Annotated in this window: 14 protein-coding genes; 2 read left to right on the forward strand and 12 right to left on the reverse strand. The window is 69.6% G+C overall.

Going from position 1 to position 13,657, the window contains the following annotated elements; all coding sequences use genetic code 11:
* Positions 1-68 precede the first annotated feature (68 nt).
* From fahA to BM004_RS14675, 6 genes are all read right to left on the reverse strand, one after another.
* Positions 69-1,337, reverse strand: coding sequence for a fumarylacetoacetase (gene fahA, locus BM004_RS14650; RefSeq protein WP_093214372.1), 1,269 nt, complete (start codon positions 1,335-1,337; stop codon positions 69-71).
* A 22-nt stretch (positions 1,338-1,359) separates the two neighbouring features.
* Positions 1,360-2,334: a Bug family tripartite tricarboxylate transporter substrate binding protein gene (locus BM004_RS14655; protein ID WP_093214375.1), complete on the reverse strand. Its 975-nt coding sequence runs from the start codon at positions 2,332-2,334 to the stop codon at positions 1,360-1,362.
* Positions 2,331-3,641, reverse strand: a complete 1,311-nt coding sequence (gene hmgA, locus BM004_RS14660; protein WP_093214376.1) for a homogentisate 1,2-dioxygenase — start codon at positions 3,639-3,641, stop codon at positions 2,331-2,333. The genes BM004_RS14655 and hmgA overlap by 4 nt, the downstream gene beginning before the upstream one ends.
* A gap of 61 nt (positions 3,642-3,702) precedes the next feature.
* A complete protein-coding gene (locus tag BM004_RS14665; RefSeq protein ID WP_093128116.1) occupies positions 3,703-3,897 on the reverse strand; it encodes a DUF2783 domain-containing protein in 195 nt (64 codons plus the stop codon).
* A 5-nt stretch (positions 3,898-3,902) separates the two neighbouring features.
* Positions 3,903-5,546, reverse strand: coding sequence for an FAD-dependent oxidoreductase (locus BM004_RS14670; protein WP_093214378.1), 1,644 nt, complete (start codon positions 5,544-5,546; stop codon positions 3,903-3,905).
* Between the two features lie 155 nt (positions 5,547-5,701).
* Entirely contained in the window at positions 5,702-6,670 is a 969-nt protein-coding gene (locus tag BM004_RS14675) for an MBL fold metallo-hydrolase (protein ID WP_093127736.1), read from the reverse strand.
* 158 nt (positions 6,671-6,828) lie between these two features.
* Between BM004_RS14675 and BM004_RS14680 the strand changes: the two genes are divergently transcribed.
* Together BM004_RS14680 and BM004_RS14685 are read left to right on the forward strand one after the other, a co-directional pair.
* Positions 6,829-7,692, forward strand: a complete 864-nt coding sequence (locus tag BM004_RS14680; RefSeq protein WP_093214381.1) for an IclR family transcriptional regulator — start codon at positions 6,829-6,831, stop codon at positions 7,690-7,692.
* 29 nt (positions 7,693-7,721) lie between these two features.
* Entirely contained in the window at positions 7,722-8,462 is a 741-nt protein-coding gene (locus BM004_RS14685; protein ID WP_093214382.1) for an SIR2 family NAD-dependent protein deacylase, read from the forward strand.
* 42 nt (positions 8,463-8,504) lie between these two features.
* On the opposite strand, the gene BM004_RS14690 is transcribed toward BM004_RS14685, so the two are convergent.
* From BM004_RS14690 to BM004_RS14715, 6 genes are all read right to left on the reverse strand, one after another.
* Positions 8,505-8,726: a hypothetical protein gene (locus BM004_RS14690; RefSeq protein WP_093127728.1), complete on the reverse strand. Its 222-nt coding sequence runs from the start codon at positions 8,724-8,726 to the stop codon at positions 8,505-8,507.
* Positions 8,727-8,770: 44 nt separating this feature from the next.
* Entirely contained in the window at positions 8,771-9,451 is a 681-nt protein-coding gene (locus BM004_RS14695) for an ABC-type transport auxiliary lipoprotein family protein (protein ID WP_093127726.1), read from the reverse strand.
* Between the two features lie 32 nt (positions 9,452-9,483).
* Positions 9,484-10,443: an MlaD family protein gene (locus tag BM004_RS14700; protein ID WP_093214384.1), complete on the reverse strand. Its 960-nt coding sequence runs from the start codon at positions 10,441-10,443 to the stop codon at positions 9,484-9,486.
* 16 nt (positions 10,444-10,459) lie between these two features.
* Complete coding sequence (locus tag BM004_RS14705) at positions 10,460-11,320, reverse strand: ABC transporter ATP-binding protein (RefSeq protein WP_093127720.1); 861 nt, start codon at positions 11,318-11,320, stop codon at positions 10,460-10,462.
* Between the two features lie 4 nt (positions 11,321-11,324).
* Positions 11,325-12,491 (reverse strand): MlaE family ABC transporter permease, encoded by a 1,167-nt coding sequence (locus tag BM004_RS14710; protein WP_093127718.1) that lies wholly within the window; start codon positions 12,489-12,491, stop codon positions 11,325-11,327.
* Between the two features lie 213 nt (positions 12,492-12,704).
* Positions 12,705-13,634 (reverse strand): LysR family transcriptional regulator, encoded by a 930-nt coding sequence (locus BM004_RS14715; RefSeq protein ID WP_093214955.1) that lies wholly within the window; start codon positions 13,632-13,634, stop codon positions 12,705-12,707.
* Positions 13,635-13,657 lie beyond the last annotated feature (23 nt).

Here is a 13,657-nt window from a genome sequence, read left to right on the forward strand (position 1 = left end):
TGCCCTCACCCTGACCCTCTCCCAGAGGGAGAGGGGACAACGCGAGGAAAGGGAACCGTACCGAAGCCTCAGGCGACCACGGTCCCCGCGACTTCACCCAGCCCGATGCGCACCGCGCCCGCACGCTCGCAGTACCCGCGCATCACCAGCGTGTCCCCGTCTTCCAGGAACGTGCGCTTCTCGCCGTTCGGCAGCGTGATCGGCTGCTTGCCGCCCAGCGTCAGCTCGATCAGCGAACCCGCTTCGTCCGGCTTCGGGCCCGACAGCGTGCCCGAGCCCAGCATGTCGCCCGGCTGCAGGTTGCAACCGTTCACCGTATGGTGCGCGATGAGCTGCGCGGCGGTCCAGTAGGCGGCTTCGGTGGTGTTGCCGCGCGTGAGGCGCACGGGCGCAACGCCTTCGGCGCGCATCTTCGCGGTCTGCAGCAGCACTTCGAGCGTGATGTCGAGCGCGCCGCTCTCGCGGTTGGCGGCCGAGTCGAGGTAGGGCAGCGGTTGCGGGTCGCCGGCGGGGCGCTCGAACCTGGCGCGGAACGGCGCCAGCGCTTCGGTCGTCACGATCCACGGCGACAGCGTGCTGGCGAAGTTCTTCGACAGGAACGGGCCCAGCGGCTGGTATTCCCAGGCCTGCAGGTCGCGCGCCGACCAGTCGTTGAGCAGCGTCACGCCGAACAGGTGGTCTTCGGCCTCGCCGATGGCAATCGGCTCGCCCTGCGCATTGCCGCGGCCCACCAGGAAGCCCAGCTCCAGTTCGTAGTCGAGCCGCTTCGACGGGCCGAAGCTCGGCGACGCGGCATCGGGCGCCTTGGTCTGGCCCTGCGGGCGCTTGAAACTCTGGCCGCTCACGCCGATGGACGACGCACGGCCGTGGTAGCCGATGGGCACCCACTTGTAGTTGGGCATCAGCGGCTGGTCGGGGCGGAACAGCTTGCCGATGGTGGTGGCGTGGTGGATGCCGGTGTAGAAGTCGGTGTAGTCGCCGATGCGGCAAGGCACGGTCATCTCGGCCTTGGCCTGCGCGAGCAGCGCCTTCGACCATGCGGCCTGCTTGTCGCTGCCTTCGGCCAGGCCGGCGGAGATGGCGGCGCGCAGGGCCTGGCGGTCCTTCACGCTGGCGTCCATCAGCACGTTCATGTCGTCGGTGTCGACGAGGCCGGTGGCGCGCAGGTCGAGCACCTGGTCGCCGATGGCCACGCCGATGCGGAAGGCTTCGCTGCTGCCCGCGGTGCGGAAGCGCCCGAAGGGCAGGTTCTGCACCGGGAAGTCGGTGCCGGCGTCATTGGCCGAGGCGACCCAGCTGCGCAGCTTCGGGTCATGGGTGGCGTTGAGTGCGGTCATGGATGTCTTTCTGTGAATCGGTTCAATCGGCCGTCATGCCGGCCTTTTTGGCCACATCGCCCAGGCGCTTGTATTCGGTCTCGCTCAGCGTGGCCAGTTCCTGCGCGTTGGAGCCGCGCGGCGAGAAGCCGGCCTGCTGCAGCTTGGCCTTCACGTCGGGCATGGCGAGCGCTTCCACGAAGGCCTCGTTCAGCGCCTTCACGATCGGCGCCGGCAGCTTCGCCGGGCCGTACACGCCGAACCAGGGGTCCAGCGCATAGCCCTTGAGCCCGGCTTCGGCCATGGTCGGCACGTCGGGCAGCGAGGGCGAGCGCGCGGGGCCCGCCACGGCCAGTGCGCGCAGCTTGCCCGACTGGATGTGCGGCAGCGAGGCCGGCAGGTTGTCGAACATCACGCCGATGTTGTTGCCCAGCATGTCGGTGATGGCCGGGCCGCTGCCCTTGTAGGCGACGTGCACGAGGTCGGTGCCGGTCATCTGCGCGAACATCACGCCGGCCAGGTTCATCGAGGTGCCGGCGCCCGCGGTGGCGTAGGGCATGCCGGGGTTCTTCCTGGCGGCCGCGATCAGCTCGGGCACGGTCTTGATGGGCGAGACCGCCGGCACTTCCAGCACGATGGTCGAGGTGCCCAGCAGGCTGATGGCGGTGAAGTCCTTGCGCGGGTCGAAGGCCATCGACTTGTAGATGTGCGGGTTCAGCGCGTTGGTCGAGATGGCGCCGAAGCCGATGGTGTAGCCGTCGGGCGCGGCCTTGGCCACGGCGTCCATGCCGATGTTGCCGCCCGCGCCGCCGCGGTTGTCGATCAGCACCGGCTGGCCCAGCTTCTCCGACACCTTCTGGCCCACGGTGCGCGCCACCAGGTCGGTGGTGCCGCCGGGGCTGTAGGGCACGACGAAGCGGATGGGCTTGGTCGGGTAGTCCGCCGCATGCGCAAGGAAAGGTGCGGCGAGCAGCGCGACGGCCGCTGCACGGCGGGTGAGGGTGAATGCGTTCTTCATGCTTTGAATTGATCTTTGAGGCCGGCCCAGCAGTCGGCGTAGTCGGCGTCGAGCGCGGGGCTCTGGAGTGCGAAATTGGTCGGAATGAAGCGGTAGCGGCTCTCGAACATGAAGGCCAGCGTGTTGTCCAGCTTGTGCGGCTTCAGGTCGGCGCGGGTGGCCTTGTCGAAGGCTTCCTCGTCGGGGCCGTGCGGCACCATGCAGTTGTGCAGGCTCGCGCCGCCGGGCTTGAAGCCGCCCGGCTTGGCGTCGTACTCGCCCAGCACCAGGCCCATGAACTCGCTCATGAGGTTGCGGTGGAACCAGGGCGGCCGGAAGGTGTTCTCCATGACCATCCAGCGCGGCGGGAAGATCACGAAGTCGCAGTTGGCCGTGCCGGGCGTGTCGCTGGGCGAGGTCAGCACGGTGAAGATCGACGGATCGGGATGGTCGAAGCTGATCGAGCCGATCGCCATGAAGTGCGCCGTGTCGTACTTCACCGGCGACAGGTTGCCGTGCCAGGCGACCACGTTGAAGGGCGTCTGCTTCATCGGAGCCTGCCAGAAGCGGCCGCCGAATTTCTTGACGATCTCGTAGGCGCCTTCTTCAGCCTCGAAGGCCGCCACGGGCGCCTGGAAGTCGCGCGCGTTGGCCAGGCCGTTCGAGCCGATCGGGCCCAGCTCCGGCAGGCGGAAATGCGCGCCGTAGTTCTCGCAGACGTAGCCGCGCGAGAGCCCATCAGGCAATGCGACCTTGAACGCCATGCCGCGCGGCAGCACGGCGATTTCACCGGGCTTCACTTCAAGCACGCCGAGTTCGGTGGTGATGACGAGGCGGCCTTGCTGGGGCACCAGCAGCATTTCGCCGTCGGCGTTGACGAAGGCGCGGCGCTCCATCGAGCGGCCCGCCACGTACATCAGCGAGCCGATGCCGACCTGCGACTCCGCATCGCCGTTGGCCGCGACGGTGTGCATGCCGTCGATGAAGTCGGCCTCGGCCGCGCCGTCCAGCGGCATCGGGTGCCAGCGCATCGGCTCGGGCGGCAGCGCCACCTCGCGGTCGGCGCCGGTGCTCCAGTGCGCCTGCGCGTACGGCTGGTAGCGGCCCGACACCACCGAGGGCTGGCGGCGGTACAGCCAGGTGCGGCGGTTCTCGTGGCGCGGCGCGGTGAAGGCGGTGCCCGAGAGCAGCTCGGTGTACAGGTCGAAGGGGCCGCGCTGCGGGTTGTTGCGGCCCTGGGGCAGGGCGCCGGGCACGGCCTCGGAGGCGTACTCGTTGCCGAAGCCGCTCTGGTAGCGCCGCTCGGAAGCAAGGGTTGCTTGGGTCATGTGCTTTCTCTTTCGAAAAAATCGCGATGAGGTTGGATGTGCATGTGTCTGTGCGGGCCGCTCAGCCGGCGCGCGCCGCGTCGAAGGCCTCGCGCAGCACGGCCAGCGCGCCGACGTGGTTGGCCAGCACGAGCACGAGGCGCGCATTGAAGGCGTGGCTTTCCTCGGTGGAAAGGCCCTGGTGCGCCTCGATGAGCGCCTCGTAGAAGTCGTCGGGCGCCTCGAGGTTGGGCGTGGTGATCAGGTGTTGCTGCATGGCGCTCATGGGGTTGCCTTGGCCAGTGCGCGGTCGGCGGCCGCGCGGATGTTCGCCGCCGTGGGCCGGCGCCAGCGCGCGCACACGTGCTGGTCGGGCCGCAGCAGGTACACGGTGCCGGGCTGCGCGTCGTAGCGCTGGGTGGCCAGTTGGCCGTCGGCGCCGCCGCCTTCCACGCGCACCACGTGCAGTGCCAGGTCGCTGGTCTGCAGCACCTGCAGGCTGCGCTCGGCGGCCTCGCCCTGGCCGAACACCAGCGCGGTGAACCGCGCCACATGGCATTCGCGCAGCAGCCAGCCGGTGCTGCCGTCGGCGCGCGCCACCGGCGCATCGGCCGCCGCGGCGCCCGGCATCATCGCGCCGGCGAAGGTGTCGGCATCGGTGGTGTTCAGCGGCGAATCGCGCAGCACCGTGGCCACCGACAGCCGCCCGCTGTTGACCAGCGTGCGCGCAAAGGCATGGCGCTTCGTCAGTTCCAGCACCGCGTCGCGGAACAGCCGGCTGACCTCGCTCTTGGGCGTGATGAAGTCGGTGGCGCGCGTGGAGTTGCGGATGTTCTCGTCGGCCGCGAACTCGCGTTCGCTGGCGTAGGTGTCCAGCAGCGCGTCGGGCGCCTGGCCCTGCACCACGGCCGCGAGCTTCCAGGCGAGGTTGTCCGCGTCCTGCACGCCCGAGTTGGCGCCGCGCGCGCCGAAGGGCGACACGCCGTGCGCCGAGTCGCCCGCGAACAGCACGCGGCCATGGCGAAAGCGCTCCATGCGCTGGCAGGCGAAGGTGTAGACGCTGGCCCAGCCGATCTGGAACTGCACGTCCGCGAAGCCGATGCTGTCGAGCAGCGCGCGCACGCGCGGCGTGATGTTCTCGGGCTTGCGCTCTTCCACCGGGTCGGCGTCCCAGCCGAGCTGGAAGTCGATGCGCCACATGCCGTCGGCCTGCTTGTGCAGCAGCACGCTCTGGCCGGGGTGGAACGAGGGGTCGAACCAGAAGCGGCGCTCGGTGGGCAACTGCGCGTCCATGGTGATGTCGGCGATCAGGAAGCGGTCGCGGAACACGCGGCCCTTGGCCTCCTGGCCCAGCAGCTGGCGCAGGTTGGAGCGCGAGCCGTCGCAGGCGGCGACGTGGTCGGCCTGCAGCAGGTAGTTGCCGTCGGGCGTTTCCACGGTGAGCACCGCGCCGTCGTCGCGCTGCTCGATGCCCGTCACCTTGTGGTTCCAGCGCAGGTCGATCAGCGGCAGCGTGGCCGCGCGCTCGACCAGGTAGCCCTCCACGTAGTACTGCTGCAGGTTGATGAAGGCCGGGCGCTCGTGGCCGGGCTCGGGCAGCAGGTCGAAGCGGTAGACCTGCTCGTCGTGGAAGAACACCTTGCCCACGTTCCACGACACGCCCTTGTCGACCATGCGGTCGCCGCAGCCCAGGCGGTCGAACACCTCCAGCGTGCGCTTGGCGAAGCAGATCGCGCGCGAGCCGCTGGAGAGCGTGTTGTCGTTGTCCAGCAGCACCACGGGCACCTGCCGCAGCGCGAGGTCGATGGCCAGCGTGAGGCCCACGGGGCCCGCGCCGACGATCACGACCGGGTGGCGTGCGGGCGTGGCCGCGTCCTGGTCGGCATGGTGGCGGTAGTCGAAGCGCAGACTTTGATAGTCGATCACGTGTTGTCTCCGTGTCTCTTGTGTCTTCTGTCTTTGCTCCTTCCCCTTCCGGGGGAAGGCTGGGATGGGGGCAAGCGGCCTTCAATGCCGCGCGGCGCTCGAGGCCGTCCGCCCCCATCCCTGCCCTCCCCCGGAGGGGAGGGAGCGAATGCCGATCAGCCCTCCAGGGCCTTCCACATGTCGATGTCGCGCTGCGCGGTCCACACGCGCGGGTCCGCATGGCCCGAGGCTTCGTCGTACGCGCGGCTCACGTCGAACGGCATGCAGTGGTCGAAGATCACCCACTGGCTGTACTTGGGCTTGAGCTTCTCGTAGGTGTCCTTGTAGACCGCGTTCAGGTCGCGCCCGGCCTTCACGCCTTCCTGCACGCTGGCGTACACGTCGGAGATGAAGTTGCGCGTGCCCGTCAGGCCCTCGGCCACCTCGGCCGGCGTGGTCAGCGCGGCGCCGCGGCCCGGCACCAGCGCGGCGGGCTTCAGCGCGGCGATGTTGTCCAGCGTCTGCGGCCAGTCCTTGAAGTAGGCGTCGCCGGCGTACGGCGTGGCGCCGAACTCCACCAGGTCGCCCGACAGCAGCGTGCGCTCCTGCGGCAGCCAGACCACGGTGTCGCCCTTGGTGTGGCCGCGGCCCAGCTGGATGAGTTGCACCTCGAGCTTGCCGAGCCACAGCGTCATCTTGCCGGTGAAGGTCATGGTGGGCCAGGTCAGGCCCGGGGGCACGCTCTCCACGTTCTGGAACAGGCGCGGGAAGCGGCCGATTTCGCTGGCCTTGTCTTCCTCGCCGCGCTCCACGATCAGGTCGCGCGTGTCCTGGCTGGCCAGGATGTGGCCGGCGCCCTTGTCGAAGTAGCCGGCCGCGCCCAGCACGCGCACCGCGTGGTAGTGGGTGAGCACCACGTACCGGATGGGCTTGTCCGTCACTTCGCGGATGCGGCGCACCACGTCGGCGGCCATGGCGGGCGTGGCCTGGGTGTCGGCCACCAGCACGCAGTCGTCGCCAATGATGATGCCGGTGTTGGGGTCGCCCTCGGCGGTGTAGGCCCAGGCATGTTCCGAGATCTGGCTGAAGGTGACCTTCTTCTCTTCCATGTCGGCTTGGCTGGCGAATTTCTTGGTTTGGCTCATCGTTGTCTCCGGTGGGGTCGCAGGGTGGGATGGATCTGAATCGGTTCGAAAGTAATTCGTCTAACGCGAATGAATTTGCTCTGAACGAATTTTCGCAGTGTAAGCCTCGGATCAGTTAATGTCTAATCCCTTCTTCATGAACGAACGACGGGCGGGCCATGGCAGCCAATGACACCGACCGCGCCCAGCGCGGCATCCAGAGCATCGAAGTCGGCGGACAGCTGCTGCGCGCGCTGGTGCACCACGGCCGCCCCATGGCGCTGAAGGACCTCGCGCGCGAGGCCGACATGACGCCCGCCAAGGCGCACCCGTACATGGTCAGCTTCGGGCGCCTGGGCCTGATCGAGCAGGACCGCGCCAGCGGCCACTATCTGCTCGGCCCGCTTGCCTTGCAACTGGGGCTCATCAGCCTGCAGCAGGCCGACCCGGTGCACATCGCGACCCCGCTGATCGCGCAGCTGGCCCAGCAGATCGGCCACACCGTGGCGCTGGCCGTGTGGGGCGCGCGCGGCGCGACCATCGTGCGCACGGCCGAGTCGCCCTCGCCGGTGCACGTGAACATGCGCCATGGCACGGTGTTCTCGCTGACCAACACCGCCTCGGGCCGCGTGTTCGCGACCTACCTCGACGCCGAGGTGGTGCGCCGGCTGCTCGAGGAAGAGCGCCAGCGCCAGAAGCAACGCAAGGCCGAGCCGCCACCGCCCGCCGGCATGCCGCCGGTGCAGCCGCTGCCGTCGTGGAGCGATTTCCAAAGCCAGCTGCGGGAAGTGCGCGCGCACGGCATCAGCCGCTCCGACGGCGAGGTCATCGAGGGGGTCAGTGCCATGGCCGCGCCCGTCTTCGACCACACTGGCGCCATCGTGCTGGCCGTGACCGCCATCGGCTCGGCCGCCATCTTCAACACCGCGTGGGACGGCGAGATCGCCCGTGCGCTCAAGGCCTGCGCGGACACCGTGTCGCAGCGCCTGGGCGCCCCCGCTCCCACTTCCCCAGCTTCCCCGGCTTCCCCCACCTCAGCTTGAGCCTCGGCGATTTCCCCCAGACCAGAGCGATGACGCCAGTCACACCCGATCTTTCCTCTTCCCTCCAGACCGCCATCGAACTGCTGCGCAACGCGCGGCGCACCGTCGTCTTCTCGGGCGCGGGCCTGTCGCGCGCCTCCGGCATTCCGACCTACCGCGACGCCGACGGCCTCTGGAAAAGCCAGAACGCCCTGCAGTTCTCCCACGCCGAAGACCTCGCGCGCGACCCGTCCGGCTTCACCAGATTCTGGGCGCAGCGCCTGTCGGTGATCGAGTCGGCGCTGCCCAACCCGGGCCATGCCGCGCTGGCGCAGCTGCAGCGCCTGCGCCCGGCCACGCGGCTGGTCACGCAGAACGTCGACGGCCTGCTCACCCAGGCCGGCGGGCAGGATGTGCTCGAGCTGCACGGCTCGCTGCGCCGCTGGCGCTGCGACCATTGCGGCAACCGCAGCGGCCCGTGGCCCTTTCACCGCTGCCTGCGCTGCGGCTCGCATGCGCGGCCCGACGTGGTGATGTTCGGCGAGATGCTCAATGCCGGCGTGCTGCTCGACGCGCAGGTGGCGGCGCAGGAGTGCGACCTGTTCATGGTGGTCGGCAGCACCACCATCGTCTACCCGGCGGCCGAGCTGCCGCAGACCGCGCTGGCGCATGGCGCGCGGCTGGTCACGCTGAATGTGGAGCCGCTGCCGCACCTGGACGATGCGGCCTCGGCGGTGCTGCGCGGAACCTCGGAAGAGCTGCTGCCGAAGCTGCTGGCGGGCCTGGGCTGAAGCGCTTCAGCCCTTCAAGCGCGCTTCAAGCTAGCCAGCGCTTCAACTTTTCCTGCCGCCGAACAGCAGCAGCGCCCCGCCCACCGCGATCACAGCCACGCCGGCCCACACCGGCAGGTTGACCGTTTCCTTCTCCTTCAGCGAGAACTCCAGCGGGCCGAGCTTGGCCTGGTGGGTTTCCTTGGTGAAGCTGAAGCTGCCGAGGGCCAGGGCGGCGATGCCCGCCACGATCAGCAGGATGCCGACGATGCGTGTTGCGTTCATGGGGTAGCGCCTCTGGGGTTCAGATGAATTCAGGTGGGCGCAGGTTACTGCCTGGGCTGTTGCCGCTGCAACTGGTCCACCCACTGCACCACCTCGGCCACCGCGCCGTCGCTGGCCGAAATCAGCGCCTTCACGCCGCCGGGCGCGTCGGCGCTGGGGGCGGGGCGGCGCACGGTGAACAGGCGCTGGCCCAGCACGCGGTCGCCGCCCGTGCTGCTGCGGACCAGCGTGGCGCGCAGCCGCACCAGGCCCGTGCTGGCGCTGGCCGAGTCGAAGTAGTGGCTGAACTCCTCGAGCGAGATGCGCAGCATGTCGGGCACCTCGCCCTTGCCGCGCGCGATGGTCGCGCTTTCTTCCGGGCCCAGCACCATGCGGCGCTCGGAGAGCGTGTCGCGCAGCCGCTGGCGCAGCAGCTGCGCGGGCGGCAGGCTCCAGCGCGACTGGCCGTAGGGGCGCAACTCGTTCACGTCGGCATAGCCCAGGCGGTACAGGATCTGCGTGCCGTCGAGCCGGGCGTTGGCCTCGAACTCGGCCAGCGCCAGCGTGGGCAGCGTGGCGGGCGCGGCATTGGCCACGGTGGTGCCGGTGGCCGATGCCGCGGGCACGCCGGGGCCGAAGTCGTACAGGGTGGCGCGCTGGGGCTTGTCGGGCAGCGCGCCGCAGCCGGCGGCCAGCAGCACGAGGCCGAGGGCCAGCGGCGTGGTCAGGGATCGGATGGTGTTCATGGTCGGTGCTCCTGCGCTCCCGGGGTCCGCTGTCAGGGCCGCGCCGCGGCCGGCGCGCTGAAACCCGGTTCGCCCGGGCCCGCCGCCGCGCCGCCGTTGCCGAACAGCAGCGATTGCGGGTTGTCGTTGATGCTGTCCGCCGCCCGGCCCAGCCGGCGCACGGCGTGCGAGGTGTCGTCGGCCACGCGGTTCACGCGCGGCAGCGTGGCCGCGTTGAACGAATCCACCGCCTGCGCCAGCGCCTTGGTGCCGTCGCTCAGGCGCTCCACCGGGCCGTCGGGCGCGTTCAGGCGGCCCACGGTGGTGTTGAAGTTGTTGGCCACGCGCGAGACGTCGCTGGCCGCCTTCTTCACCGAGGCCATGGTGTCCGGCAGCTTCGTCAGCGCCGGGTTCAGGCCGGTCTTCACGGTGTTGTCCAGCGTCTTGAGCAGCGTGTTGGCGCTGGCCGAGGCAGCCGCGATGTTCTCCAGCGCATCGGCCGCGCGCTTCTGGTTGGGGTCGCTCAGCAGCTGGTTGGCGCGCTTGGTCACTTCTTCCACCTGGTTGATGATGGCTTCGCCGCGGTCCTGCAGCTGCGCCAGCATCGAGGGCTTGAGCGGAATGCGCGGCGGGTCGTCGTTGTCGGGCTTCAGCGCCACCTTCGACTCGCCCTTGTCGTCCAGCGCGATGAAGGCCAGGCCGGTCACGCCCTGGTAGCTCAGCGTGGCAAAGCTGGAGGTGGTGAGCGGCACGCGCTCGTCGACCGTGATGCGCACGCGCACATTGCCCGCGACCTTGGGGTCGAAGTCGATCGAGGTCACCTTGCCCACCGCGATGCCGCGGTAACGCACCATGGCCTGCGGCTGCAGGCCGCTGACGGCCTCGCGCGTGGACAGCTCGTAGACGTTGCGCACGGTGTTGTCGCGCGTGAACCAGATCACCAGCGCGACGAGCGCGGCGATCAAGCCGAGCACGAAGGCGCCGGCGGCGAGGGCATGGGCCTTGTTTTCCATGGTGGCTACCTACCTTTCAGCGGCCCGCCTGCGGGGCGGGCTGCGTCTCTTGTGTACCGGATGCGTCGGGGGCGCCGGCGGGTTTGTCATGCAGCGCTTCCAGGGCGCGCTGGCCGCGCCCGCCGAGAAAGTATTCGTGGATGAACGGATGCGGATACGCGATGACCTCGCGCGCCGCGCCGGAGACGATCACCTTCTGGTCGGCCAGCACCGCGATGCGGGTGCTCAGGTCGAACAGCGTGTCCAGGTCGTGCGTGACCATCACCACCGTGAGGCCCAGCTCGCGGTGCAGGCCGCGCAGCAGGTCGCAGAAACTGTCGGAGGCCTCGGGGTCGAGGCCGGCCGTGGGCTCGTCCAGCAGCAGCAGCGGCGGGTCCATGATGAGCGCGCGCGCCAGCGCCACGCGCTTGATCATGCCGCCCGACAGGTCCGACGGGCTCTTGTTCGCATGCTGCGGGCCCAGGCCCACCATCTGCAGCTTCACCAGCGCCGCGTGGCGGATGAGTTCGTCGGGCAGCAGCTTGAGCTCGCGCAGCGGAAAGGCGATGTTCTCCAGCACGCTGAAGGCCGAGAACAGCGCGCCGTGCTGGAACAGCATGCCCACGTTGGCCGCGCCCGAGGCGCTGAGTTCGCCGGGCTCCTGGCCCAGCACCTCGACGTTGCCGCGCGTGGGTTTTTCCAGCCCGAGAATCTGCCGCAGCAGCACCGTCTTGCCGGTGCCCGAGCCGCCCACCAGCGACAGCACCTCGCCGCGGTCGATGTGCAGCTGCAGGTCGCGGTGCACCACCTGTTCGCCGTCGGCGGTCTGGAACACGGTCCACAGGCCGCGGATGTCCACCACGGTGGCGTCGGTGTCGGGACGCACGGGCATGCTCATGGTGTCAGGCCCTGAAACCGATGCCCTTGAAGAGCACGGCGAACAACGCGTCGACCAGGATCACCGCGGTGATCGACGTCACCACCGACGAGGTGGTGCCGCGCCCGAGGCTCTCGGTGTTGGGCTTCACCTTCATGCCGAAGTAGCAGCCGATCAGCGCGATCATCACGCCGAACACCGCCGACTTGGCCATGGCCAGCCACAGGTTCGAAATGGGCACCGCGCGCGGCAGCGCGGAGAGAAAGTAGGCCGGCGAGATGTCCAGCGCCGCGTCGGCCGCCATCATGCCGCCCGCCAGCGCGGCCATCGAGGTCCACAGGCTGATCAGCGGCATCGCGATGGCCAGCGCCAGCACGCGCGGCATCACCAGCCGAAAGCCGTGCGGAATGCCCATCACGCGCATGGCGTCGAGTTCTTCCGTCACCCGCATCACGCCGATCTGCGCCGTGATGGCCGAGCCCGAGCGCCCCGCGATCAGCACGGCCGCCAGCACCGGCCCGAGCTCGCGCACCAGCGACAGCCCGAGGATGTTCACCACGAAGCTCTCGGCGCCGTACTGGCGCAGTTGCTGCGAGATCAGGTAGGCCAGCACCACGCCGATCAGCAGGCCGACCAGCGCCGTGATGTGCAGCGCCGTGGCGCCGAACTGGTAGAGGTGCCCCGAGAAGTCGCGCCACGGCCCGCGGTGCGGCGCGCGGATCAGCGTGCCGATGTCCAGCGCGAGCTGGCCGACCAGCCCGGTCAGGTCGCGCATGACGAACATGGCGCGCGGCCCGTGGTGCGCGAACGCGCGGATGCGCTCGTTCAGCGAAGGCGCGGGTTCGGCCGGCGTGGAAACGGTGTACTGCGCCACCTGGTCGAGCACCGCCTTGTGCTGGGGCGACATCTCGAGCGTGGCCGGCCACTGGTGGCGCCAGTGCTCCCACAGCAGCTGCGCGCCGATGTGGTCGAGCTGCTCGATCGGGCGCAGGTCCCAGGCGCGGTCGTCGGCGGCGGGCGCGTCTTTCAGGCTTTTTGACAGCGCCTGCCAGGCCGGCTTGGACGACATCGCCAGCGTGGTCCAGCGGCCGCTGGCCACCGTCCATTGCCGGCCGTCCTGCTCGCGCTGCCCGACGCGGGGCCACGCGCTGTCGGCGGCTGAGGCGTCGGCAGGCGATGTGGCAGGGGACATAGGGCGGACGAGAGAGAAAGGAGAGGGAAAGTTAACAAAAAAAGCAGGGGGAAGCGCGCATCGTAACCGGGTGCATCCGTGCGTCGTGTGTCGCAGACCCTTCGTTTGCGTAGGGCGCCACGCCGTTTTTTCAGTTTCCTTTCAGAATCCCCGCCCGCGGGCCGGCTGCCGCCATTTTCTTCATGCGTTCTTCATGTTTGCTGGAGCGCCGCTTCAGGCCGCGAAGCCCGCCGCGAGGGTCGCGCGCAGCCAGCCGACGAAGGCCGTCACCGCCTGCGGCACGTGGGTGGCGTAGGGCCGGATCGCATACAGCCGCTCGCCGAACGCGCCTACCGAGCGCCACTGCGGCAGCACCTGCTGCAGCTTGCCCGACTGCAGCGCCGACTGGGCGCTGAAGTCGGGCACCAGCGCAATGCCCAGCCCGCTCAGGGCGGCGTCGCGCAGCGCCTCGCTGTTGTTGGCGACCAGCGGGCCCGACACCGGCACCGTGATGCGCGGCGCAGACGTCTTCGCCTCGAAATGCCAGGTCGGCGTGTCCTGCGCGCGCGGGTAGTGCAGGCAGTCGTGGTCGGCCAGCGCCTGCGGTTCGCGCGGTGTGCCGCGCCGTCGCAGGTAGGCGCGGCTCGCCACCAGCACCGAGCGGGTTTCGCACAGCGTCCAGGCCACGTGCGTGTCGGGCGGCGCGGCCGTGTGGCGAATGGCCAGGTCGAAGCCTTCCATGGCCAGCGAACTGAGCCGGTCCGACAGGTCGAGCTCGATGCGCACCTCGGGCTGCGCGCGCAAAAAGTCGGCCAGCCGCGGCACCAGCTGCTGGCGCGCGAAGGCCACCGGCGCCGTCACCCGCACCAGCCCGCGCGGCACACCCGCCAGGTCGCGCACGCCGGCAAAGCTGTGGGCGATCTGCTCGAACGGCCCGCGCATGTCTTCCACCAGCCGCTGGCCCGCCTCGGTGAGCCGCACGCTGCGCGTGGTGCGCTGCACCAATGGCGCGCCGGCCGCGCGTTCGAGCTCGGCAATGCGCTGGCTCATGGCCGCCTTGCTCACGCCCAGGCGCAGCGCCGCGGCCGTGAAGCTGCCCTGCTGCGCGAGCACCGTGAGCCAGTGCAGGTGCGTCCACAGCGCCTCGATATTTTGAGGTTTCATGCTTGCATTGTTCGCCAGGATGA

Origin of the sequence: Variovorax sp. OK212 (assembly GCF_900112425.1) — a bacterium.
Classification (GTDB): domain Bacteria; phylum Pseudomonadota; class Gammaproteobacteria; order Burkholderiales; family Burkholderiaceae_C; genus Variovorax.

Bases quoted from the DNA above. Each gene is read 5' to 3' on its own strand.
- BM004_RS14710 (WP_093127718.1), bottom strand. From the start codon at position 12,491: ATGTCCCCTGCCACATCGCCTGCCGACGCCTCAGCCGCCGACAGCGCG.
- hmgA (WP_093214376.1), bottom strand. From the start codon at position 3,641: ATGACCCAAGCAACCCTTGCTTCCGAGCGGCGCTACCAGAGCGGCTTC.
- BM004_RS14675 (WP_093127736.1), bottom strand. From the start codon at position 6,670: ATGAGCCAAACCAAGAAATTCGCCAGCCAAGCCGACATGGAAGAGAAG.
- BM004_RS14705 (WP_093127720.1), bottom strand. From the start codon at position 11,320: ATGAGCATGCCCGTGCGTCCCGACACCGACGCCACCGTGGTGGACATC.
- BM004_RS14695 (WP_093127726.1), bottom strand. From the start codon at position 9,451: ATGAACACCATCCGATCCCTGACCACGCCGCTGGCCCTCGGCCTCGTG.
- fahA (WP_093214372.1), bottom strand. From the start codon at position 1,337: ATGACCGCACTCAACGCCACCCATGACCCGAAGCTGCGCAGCTGGGTC.
- BM004_RS14685 (WP_093214382.1), top strand. From the start codon at position 7,722: ATGACGCCAGTCACACCCGATCTTTCCTCTTCCCTCCAGACCGCCATC.
- BM004_RS14680 (WP_093214381.1), top strand. From the start codon at position 6,829: ATGGCAGCCAATGACACCGACCGCGCCCAGCGCGGCATCCAGAGCATC.
- BM004_RS14655 (WP_093214375.1), bottom strand. From the start codon at position 2,334: ATGAAGAACGCATTCACCCTCACCCGCCGTGCAGCGGCCGTCGCGCTG.
- BM004_RS14700 (WP_093214384.1), bottom strand. From the start codon at position 10,443: ATGGAAAACAAGGCCCATGCCCTCGCCGCCGGCGCCTTCGTGCTCGGC.
- BM004_RS14665 (WP_093128116.1), bottom strand. From the start codon at position 3,897: ATGCAGCAACACCTGATCACCACGCCCAACCTCGAGGCGCCCGACGAC.
- BM004_RS14715 (WP_093214955.1), bottom strand. From the start codon at position 13,634: ATGAAACCTCAAAATATCGAGGCGCTGTGGACGCACCTGCACTGGCTC.
- BM004_RS14690 (WP_093127728.1), bottom strand. From the start codon at position 8,726: ATGAACGCAACACGCATCGTCGGCATCCTGCTGATCGTGGCGGGCATC.